Below are 5,990 nucleotides of genomic sequence, written 5' to 3' on the forward strand. Positions count from 1 at the left end.
ATTATAAACCTTCCAAATACTGGAAGGTTTTTTTTTGAATTAAAATTAAAAAAATAACACAATAATGGAATTAAATAAGTACAGCAAAACCATCACTCAAGATCAAACACAACCAGCAGCGCAAGCCATGTTGTACGGTATTGGTTTAACTGAAGAAGATTTGAAAAAAGCACAGGTAGGTATTGTGAGCATGGGGTACGATGGTAACACTTGCAACATGCACCTGAATGATTTAGCAAAAGACGTTAAAAAAGGAGTGTGGGATGCAAATCTGGTCGGACTTATTTTTAATACCATTGGTGTAAGTGACGGAATTTCAAACGGTACAGAAGGAATGCGTTATTCCTTAGTTTCCAGAGATGTCATTGCCGATTCTATCGAAACAGTTGCGGGAGCGCAGTGGTACGACAGCATCATTGCAATTCCGGGTTGTGATAAAAACATGCCTGGTGCTCTGATCGCCATGGGACGTTTGAACCGCCCGTCTTTAATGGTGTACGGAGGATCTATTCATTCCGGAAAATGGAAAGGAGAAACACTGAATATTGTTTCAGCTTTTGAAGCCTTAGGAAAAAAAGTAAAAAATGAAATTACTCCGGAGGATTTTAAAGGAGTTATTCAAAATGCCTGTCCCGGAGCAGGTGCCTGTGGCGGAATGTATACCGCTAACACCATGTCTTCGGCAATTGAAGCCCTGGGAATGAGTTTGCCATACAGTTCATCAAATCCCGCTTTAAGTCAGGAGAAAAGAGACGAATGTCTTGCTGCAGGTAAAGCTATTAGAACATTATTGGAAAAAGATATTAAGCCTAGAGACATTATGACTCGTAAAGCTTTTGAAAATGCCATTACAATCGTAGCCGTTTTAGGAGGTTCAACCAATGCTGTAATGCATTTGATCGCTATGGCACATTCCGTTGGTATTGAAATTACACTTGATGATTTTCAAGCGATTAATGACAGAACTCCTGTACTCGCAGATATGAAACCAAGTGGCAAGTATATGATGGAAGACATTCATGAAGCAGGTGGTATTCCGTCAGTAATGAAATACTTATTGAAAGTAGGACTAATTCATGGAGATTGTTTAACTGTAACCGGAAAAACAGTAGCCGAAAATTTAGCTTCAACTCCGGATTTACAAGACGGACAACAAGTAATTCACGAAATACAAAAAGCTTTAAAACCAACCGGAAACATTCAGGTTTTATATGGAAATCTGGCTTCTGAAGGAGCTGTTGCCAAAATCAGCGGAAAAGAAGGTGAGTATTTTGAAGGTCCTGCGGTTGTTTTTGAAGGTGAGTTTGAAGTGATTCCTGGCCTTGAAGCCGGAAAAATTAAACCCGGTAATGTAGTCGTCATCAGGTATTGTGGACCAAAAGGTGGTCCGGGAATGCCTGAGATGCTAAAACCTACGTCGGCCATTATTGGAGCAGGATTAGGAAGCAGCTGTGCTCTTATTACAGACGGCAGGTTTTCCGGAGGTTCACATGGCTTTGTGGTAGGACACATTACACCAGAGGCTTATGATGGTGGCGGTATTGCACTGGTAAAAGATGGCGATTTAATTGCTATTGATGCAGTAAAAAATACAATCGACCTGAAAATATCTGACGAAGAATTCGCAGCACGTAAAGAAAGTTGGATTCAGCCTCCTCTAAAAGTAAGCAGAGGAGTTTTACTGAAATATGCCAGATCAGTCTCAAGCGCTTCAACTGGTTGCGTTACCGATAAATAATTTTACAATAATAATTTCAAAAAACAATGACAATATCAATAAAATAACAAAGTTCAATTGCAATAAAAAGTAGAAGTATAAAGAATCAGTTTGAAATTGATTTTAACATTGCCATTGATTTTTGAAATTGATTTTTGACATTGAAAAAACAATATACTATGAAAATATCAGGGGCAGAAGCCGTTATAAGATGTTTGTTAGCAGAAGGAGTAGACTTACTTTATGGTTATCCGGGAGGAGCAATCATGCCGGTTTACGATGAATTATATAAATTTCAGGATCAGTTACACCACGTGTTGGTACGTCACGAGCAAGGTGCTACACATGCCGCACAAGGATATGCCCGAGCTACAGGAAAAGTAGGGGTAGCCATTGCAACTTCAGGGCCGGGAGCAACCAATTTAATAACCGGAATTGCAGATGCTCAAATCGATTCAACCCCAATGGTTTGTATCACAGGTCAGGTAGGGAAGCACTTGTTAGGATCTGATGCTTTTCAAGAAACGGATATCATTGGAATTTCGACTCCGGTAACCAAATGGAATTATCAGGTAACCGAAGCTTCGGAAATCCCTGAAATTATTGCAAAAGCATTTTACATCGCACGTTCCGGACGCCCGGGACCTGTATTAATTGACATTACGAAAAATGCTCAGTTTGACCAATTAGATTTTAGTTATGAAAAATGTACCGGAATCAGAAGTTATACTCCGGTTCCGAAACTAAAATTAGATAAAGTCGCCGAAGCTGCTGCTTTAATCAATAGCGCTAAAAAGCCTTTTATTGTTTTTGGACAGGGGATTATTTTGGGAAAAGCGGAAGCCGAATTTAAAGCTTTACTTGAAAAATCAGGAATTCCAGCTGCCTGGACCATTTTAGGACTATCAGCCTTGCCAACAGACCATCCCTTAAACGTGGGAATGCTGGGAATGCACGGGAACTATGGTCCAAATTTGCTAACCAACGAATGTGATGTTTTAATTGCTTTCGGAATGCGTTTTGACGACCGTGTTACCGGAAACCTGAATACTTATGCCAAACAGGCAAAAGTAATTCACTTCGAAATTGATCCTGCCGAAATCGATAAAAATGTAAAAACAGAAATAGCTGTTCTTGGAGATGTAAAAGAAGCCTTAACCGCTTTATTACCATTAATCGAAGCAAAATCACATGATTTATGGCATAACAAATTTAAAGAGCTAAAGGAAATCGAGTACGATTCCGTTATAAAAGAAGAATTAAACCCAACCAATAATAAAGGAATTTCAATGGGAGAAACCATAGAAATGATAAACAAACACTCAAAAGGTGATGCTATTATCGTCTCTGATGTTGGGCAGCATCAAATGTTTGCCTGCCGTTATGCAAAATTCAATTCTACCAAAAGTAACATTACCTCAGGTGGATTGGGAACGATGGGATTTGCTTTACCGGCAGCCATCGGAGCTAAAATGGGAAAACCGGATCGTGAAGTAGTGGCTATAATTGGTGATGGCGGTTTTCAAATGAACATACAAGAATTGGGGACCATTTTTCAGACTAAAGTACCTGTAAAGATTGTTATCCTAAACAACGAATTTTTGGGAATGGTACGTCAATGGCAGGAGCTGTTTTTTGATAACAGATATGCTTCTACTAAAATGATCAATCCAAATTTTGTTGCGATAGCCGAAGGATATTATATTAAATCTAAAAAAGTAACACAAAGAGAAGATTTAGATGCAGCCGTTGCCGAAATGCTGGCTTCAAAAGATTCCTATTTCTTAGAAGTTATGGTAGAGAAAGAAAATAACGTATTCCCAATGATTCCAACGGGTGCATGTGTTTCTGAAATTAGATTAAGCTAAAATTAAAGTTTCATGTTTCAATTTTTTTGAGTTTCAAGTTGTAAAACCTGAAACCTGAAACTTGAAACAAATAAAACTAAAAAAAAATGGAAAACAGAACATTTACCATATCGGTATACTCAGAAAATAATGTAGGATTGTTAAACAGGATATCAGGAATATTCTTAAAGCGTCACATTAACATATTAAGCTTAAACGTTTCTGAATCAGAAATAGAAAGTGTTTCCAGATTCATTATTGTTGTGGAAACAACAGAGAAATGGGTTAAAAATATTGTCGGACAAATCGAAAAGCAAATTGAAGTGATAAAAGCATTTTATCACACAGATGAAGAAACCATTTATCTGGAAAACGCTTTATTTAAAATTGCATCAAGCCTGTTGTTTGATGAAAAACAAATTCAGAACATCATCAAGGACAGTCAGTCTACAATTGTCACGGTTTCCCGCGATTTCTTTGTGATTTCCAAATCGGGGAGACGTTCAGAAATCGAAGATTTGTATACCAAATTCAAACCTTATGGCATTATGCAGTTTGTTCGCTCAGGAAGGATATCTGTTTCAAAAGAAAAAATGGAAATTTCAACAATGTTAGAAACATTCAAATAGTATTATTTCATCTATTAACCAATTATTAAATACAACATTCATTAAATATTTTTAAAAAAAATGGCAAATTATTTCAACACATTACCACTTAGATTACAATTAGAACAATTAGGCGTTTGCGAATTTATGGAGCAATCAGAATTTGCAGACGGAATTTCGGCTCTGGCAGGAAAAAAGGTTGTCATTGTAGGCTGTGGAGCACAAGGTCTGAATCAGGGTTTAAACATGAGAGATTCCGGTTTAGACATTTCATACGCGTTGCGTGCAGATGCAATTGCAGAGAAAAGAGCATCTTATAAAAATGCCACTGAAAACGGATTTAAAGTAGGTACTTATGAAGAATTAATTCCAACTGCCGACTTAGTTTGTAACTTAACTCCTGACAAACAACATACTGCTGTAGTTACCGCCATAATGCCTTTAATGAAAAACGGAGCTACATTATCATATTCTCACGGATTTAATATTGTGGAAGAAGGAATGCAAATCCGTAAAGACATCACTGTAATTATGTGCGCGCCAAAATGTCCTGGTTCTGAGGTTCGTGAAGAATACAAAAGAGGATTTGGTGTTCCTACACTAATCGCTGTTCACCCGGAGAATGATCCAAACAATTTTGGTTTAGATCAGGCTAAAGCTTATGCTGTAGCCACCGGAGGCCATAAAGCAGGAGTTCTGAAATCGTCATTCGTAGCCGAAGTAAAATCAGATTTAATGGGAGAACAAACCATTCTTTGCGGGTTATTACAAACCGGTTCTATTTTATGTTTCGATAAAATGGTGGAAAAAGGAATCGACAAAGCCTATGCTTCAAAATTGATTCAATATGGATGGGAGACCATTACTGAAGCCTTAAAACATGGAGGTATCACCAATATGATGGATCGTCTTTCCAACCCAGCAAAAATTGAGGCTTACGAAATTGCTGAAGAATTAAAAGACATTATGAGGCCGTTATTCCAAAAGCACCAGGATGACATTATCTCAGGAGAATTCTCCAGAACCATGATGATCGACTGGGCAAATGATGATGTAAACTTACTAAAATGGAGAGCTGCAACAGGAGAAACTAATTTCGAAAAAACAGCTCCACAAGAAGCTCCAATTTCAGAGCAGGAATATTTTGATAACGGAGTACTGATGATCGCAATGGTAAAAGCGGGGGTAGAATTGGCTTTCGAAACCATGACTGAGGCTGGAATTATCGAAGAATCAGCTTATTATGAATCATTACACGAATTACCTTTGATTGCAAACACAATTGCAAGAAAAAAATTATTTGAAATGAACCGTGTGATCTCGGATACTGCTGAATATGGCTGTTATTTATTCGACCATGCCTGCAAGCCGTTGTTAACAGAATTTATGAAAACAGTGGAAACAAATGTAATAGGTAAACCATTTTCTACTTCAAATGGAGTTGACAATGCTACTTTAATTGCTGTAAACAAAGAAGTTCGTCAACACCCTATCGAAGAAGTAGGAGCATGGTTGAGAGAATCAATGACAGCAATGAAAAAAATTGGATAATAAATTGGGAATTACCACACATACGGTTGTGGAATCTGCTCTGTATCTCCGTTTGATGTAATATTTTTGAATTAGTAAGCACTTATTAAGAAAAATGGATATAGATGCAAATTGCATTCACTTAACTTCTGAAAGTAAGACTGTAAGTTAAGTGAAGCTAATCCCTAATGAAGGGGGTATATTTAGTAATAAATGTACTTGTTGAAGTTTCATTTTAATTAATAAAGTTGCTTCTATTTTCAAAAATAGTGCGGAAGATTGTAATAC

4 protein-coding genes are annotated in these 5,990 nt (G+C 37.4%); all 4 read left to right on the top strand.

Annotated features, from left to right (window positions below; translation table 11 throughout):
- Positions 1 to 64 precede the first annotated feature (64 nt).
- The 4 genes from ilvD (at position 65) to ilvC (ending at position 5,723) form a co-directional block, all read left to right on the top strand.
- Complete coding sequence (gene ilvD / locus JO950_RS20960) at positions 65 to 1,738, top strand: dihydroxy-acid dehydratase (protein WP_202704387.1); 1,674 nt, start codon at positions 65 to 67, stop codon at positions 1,736 to 1,738.
- A 158-nt stretch (positions 1,739 to 1,896) separates the two neighbouring features.
- The gene (ilvB, locus tag JO950_RS20965; protein ID WP_202704388.1) at positions 1,897 to 3,585 is read left to right on the top strand and encodes a biosynthetic-type acetolactate synthase large subunit; all 1,689 of its coding nucleotides are present in this window, start codon (positions 1,897 to 1,899) and stop codon (positions 3,583 to 3,585) included.
- An 86-nt stretch (positions 3,586 to 3,671) separates the two neighbouring features.
- Complete coding sequence (gene ilvN, locus JO950_RS20970; RefSeq protein ID WP_202704389.1) at positions 3,672 to 4,193, top strand: acetolactate synthase small subunit; 522 nt, start codon at positions 3,672 to 3,674, stop codon at positions 4,191 to 4,193.
- Positions 4,194 to 4,253: 60 nt separating this feature from the next.
- The gene (ilvC, locus tag JO950_RS20975; protein WP_202704390.1) at positions 4,254 to 5,723 is read left to right on the top strand and encodes a ketol-acid reductoisomerase; all 1,470 of its coding nucleotides are present in this window, start codon (positions 4,254 to 4,256) and stop codon (positions 5,721 to 5,723) included.
- The last annotated feature ends 267 nt before the right edge of the window (positions 5,724 to 5,990 follow it).

This window comes from Flavobacterium sp. UGB4466, from assembly GCF_903469665.1.
Classification (GTDB): Bacteria; Bacteroidota; Bacteroidia; order Flavobacteriales; family Flavobacteriaceae; genus Flavobacterium; species Flavobacterium lipolyticum.